Raw genomic sequence first — 2904 nt, 5'->3', positions numbered from 1 at the left:
CGATCGCTCGGATTATCGGCTGGACCGCCAAGGGCGGCCATCCCAGGGACACCGGCATCGCCGCAATCGAGACGATCCGCAAATTGCTGGACCGCGCCGGTCGGTCGGCATCGGACATCGCCTTGTGGGAAATCAACGAAGCCTTTGCCTCCGTGCCGCTCGCCGCGTGCCGCATGCTCGGCATCAGCGAGGATGCGGTGAACATCTCGGGCAGCGGCTGTTCCATCGGTCATCCGGTCGCGGCGTCGGGGGGGCGTATGTTGACCACGCTCATACATGATCTCAAGCGGCGCGGCGGCGGGCTGGGCATCGCAGCGATGTGCGCTGGCGGTGGTCAGGGCGGCGCGGTGCTGATCGAGGTTTGATCATGGCCATGGCGGAATGAACGAACCGGGGCGGGTGGCGACGAATGCGATAGGACAGGTTACGGGCAGGCAGCCCCCGCCCACCAGAGGAGAAAGACGGCAGTGGACATCAACGCTTTCGGGGGCATGCCAGGCACCCTCGCGCCGCTCCGCAACAGGCAGGCGAGGCGTATCTATTTCATGGAAACCCTGTTCCAGATGATCATTCATTGTGCCGAAGACGGCAACAGCAGTAAAATCAACAAGATCATCGACAATCTCTACACGCTGGGGCTCATGCCGGTCACGCAGGCTGATCTGGACGGGTTCGCCGAGGAGTTCACCCGTCCTACCGATACTGGCAGCTATTATGTCGTCAACGACAGGCGTCTGCACTGGATCGAGGACAATGACATTGCCCACCTGGTGCTGCGGGCCGATGAGTTCGGCATGACAGAGTTAACCTTTACCGACGAAGCGGGCGAGGCACGGTTCCGTTCCTTCTGGATGTGATCTTCAGCTTCTGAATGGGCGGGGCCGCATCATGTCCGCGATCGATTCCGCGCCCAAGCGTACAGCATCGCCTCCTTCCGCTAGAGCGTCATAATCGGCGTCAAACTGAAAGGAGGCTGCTCATGCGCGCAATTCTGCTTCGCGAAGGTGGCGGCATCCGCCTTGCCGACATTCCGGACGCGCCAAGGCCGGGCGTGGGCGAAATCCGCATCGCCATGCGCCTGACGCCCGTCAATCCCGCCGATCATCTCGCCGTCGAAGGCAGGCATCTGACGGACGCCTATGGCATGCAAAAGCCGGTGGGTGCAGAGGGCCTTGGCATCGTCGAGGCGATCGGTCCCGGGGTACAGGGCCTTGCGGTGGGGGATCGGATATTGCCGCTCGATCGCGGCAATTGGGTCGAACGACGTACCATCCCGGCCGACCGGGTGATCCGCGCGCCCGATATGCTGGCTGATGAGCAGGCTTCGATCTTCCGCATCAATCCGGCCACCGCGCACAGATTGTTGACCCGCGTCGACCTATGCGAAGGCGACTGGATCATTCAGAATGCAGCGGGATCGATGGTCGGCCGAATCATCACCGCCATCGGTAAGGCAAGGGGTCTCAATATATTATGCGTGGTCCGCTCGCCAGAATTGGCACGCGAACGGCTGTCGACCCTAGGCGCCGCCGCCGTCATCGCTCAAGGCGAGACGATGGCGGACGAAGCAATCGCTGCCATGGAGGGAGCGAGGGCGCGTCTGGCGCTCGATTTCGTGACTGGTGAAGAGACTGGCCGGCTCGCCCGCTGTATCGGTCCGGGCGGTCGGGTAACGATCTCTGGTCATCTGGGCAAGGAACCTTGCTTGATCCCCGGAACGCTGCTGACCACCGGCAATATCATCATCGACGGCTACAGCCTGCGCATGGATGAAGGCCCGGCAGGACGGACCCAGTTGCAAGCCATGTACGACAGACTCGCACCAATTTACCGCGACAATCCGGCGGTATTGCCTGAACTGGTGCGCTGCCCGCTCGCCGCTTTCGAGGATGCCGTCACATGGCGCGGGCCAGAAAAGCTCTTGCTGGATTGGACGAGGATTTGATCCGGGTGTCGACGATTTCAAGAAAGACAGGAAAGACATGCAGGATAAGCCGGTCATGAACAAGATACTGGTTAGTGACTTCAAGGGCGCGATGCGGCGTCTGGCATCAGGCGTCGCCATCGCCGTTGCATCGAGTTCCGATGGGCCGATCGGCATGGCCGCTACGTCGATTACCTCATTGACGATGGAGCCTCCTGCCATCCTGCTGTGCGTCAACCAATCGGCCAGCCTTCATGCATGCCTGACCCCCGGTGTTCCGCTGTCCGTGAGCCTCCTTTCCCGTCATCAGAAGGACATATCGGTCGCTTTCGGCGGCGGCCTGCCGAAAGAGCAACGCTTTTCTGCCGGATGCTGGACCGCTGACATGCACGGCATCCCCATGTTGGAAGAGGCTCAGGCCAATATGAGCTGCGTGATCGACAGCATGTTCCTGTTCGGAACCCACAGCATCGTGATAGCACGAGTCAACGCGCTACGTCTGAGCGATGGCATCGACCCGCTGATTTTCCAGAATGGCGGCTATCTCTGAGGGTATCGAGGCCGGCTGGCGTAAAACAAAGGAAAACCGGGCTGCGCAGGGATTTGACCGAAATGGGTTGGTGGGTTCAACTGGTGGCGGAACCCATTCGTGAAACCGCTCGGCGGGTATTTGGAAGTCGAGCGCTATTCCTGATCGTTCGTTTACCTGCAGTGCTACAGCGCTGCGTTTTTGCCTGAGTGTATAACGACAAATCGGTTCTTCTGGGGAGCCGCGCTCGACCAGCATGGCAATATAGCTGTTTTGCGTGCCGCCGATCAGGTCGCCTTCTCAGTGGCCGGCCCGTCCGCACGATCCACAGCACCGCCTCCATAAACAGCCGGTTGTTCCTGCCGCTACGTCCAGGGTCTGTCGCCTTGCCCAGACAGTGCGGCTCCATCTGCGCCCATTGCGCGTCGGTCAGTACAAAGCGATCCATCCA

Annotated in this window: 4 protein-coding genes and 1 pseudogene; 4 read left to right on the top strand and 1 reads right to left on the bottom strand. The window is 60.8% G+C overall.

The annotated features are described in order from the left end of the window. The 4 genes and pseudogenes from VMR39_RS29175 to VMR39_RS29160 form a co-directional block, all read left to right on the top strand. Positions 1-365, top strand: a pseudogene (locus tag VMR39_RS29175) (acetyl-CoA C-acetyltransferase); the annotation flags it as partial. Between the two features lie 102 nt (positions 366-467). Continuing rightward, positions 468-857 (top strand): hypothetical protein, encoded by a 390-nt coding sequence (locus tag VMR39_RS29170; protein WP_325421837.1) that lies wholly within the window; start codon positions 468-470, stop codon positions 855-857. A 122-nt stretch (positions 858-979) separates the two neighbouring features. After that, positions 980-1945, top strand: a complete 966-nt coding sequence (locus VMR39_RS29165; RefSeq protein WP_325421835.1) for a 2-enoyl thioester reductase domain-containing protein — start codon at positions 980-982, stop codon at positions 1943-1945. Between the two features lie 55 nt (positions 1946-2000). Beyond that, a complete protein-coding gene (locus VMR39_RS29160) occupies positions 2001-2474 on the top strand; it encodes a flavin reductase family protein (RefSeq protein WP_325421833.1) in 474 nt (157 codons plus the stop codon). 76 nt (positions 2475-2550) lie between these two features. Here the strand turns inward: VMR39_RS29160 and VMR39_RS30610 are convergent, their stop codons facing one another. Next, a complete protein-coding gene (locus VMR39_RS30610; protein ID WP_414712617.1) occupies positions 2551-2901 on the bottom strand; it encodes a transposase in 351 nt (116 codons plus the stop codon). Positions 2902-2904: the final 3 nt, after the last annotated feature.

Origin of the sequence: Sphingobium sp. (assembly GCF_035511395.1) — a bacterium.
Classification (GTDB): Bacteria; Pseudomonadota; Alphaproteobacteria; order Sphingomonadales; family Sphingomonadaceae; genus Sphingobium.
Note: the sequence above shows the minus strand (reverse complement) of the source record. Positions and strands in the feature narration are given on the sequence as shown.

Excerpts from the sequence above, each read along its gene's own strand:
- VMR39_RS29160 (WP_325421833.1), top strand. The coding sequence starts at position 2,001 with ATGAACAAGATACTGGTTAGTGACTTCAAGGGCGCGATGCGGCGTCTG.
- VMR39_RS30610 (WP_414712617.1), bottom strand. The coding sequence starts at position 2,901 with ATGGATCGCTTTGTACTGACCGACGCGCAATGGGCGCAGATGGAGCCG.
- VMR39_RS29165 (WP_325421835.1), top strand. The coding sequence starts at position 980 with ATGCGCGCAATTCTGCTTCGCGAAGGTGGCGGCATCCGCCTTGCCGAC.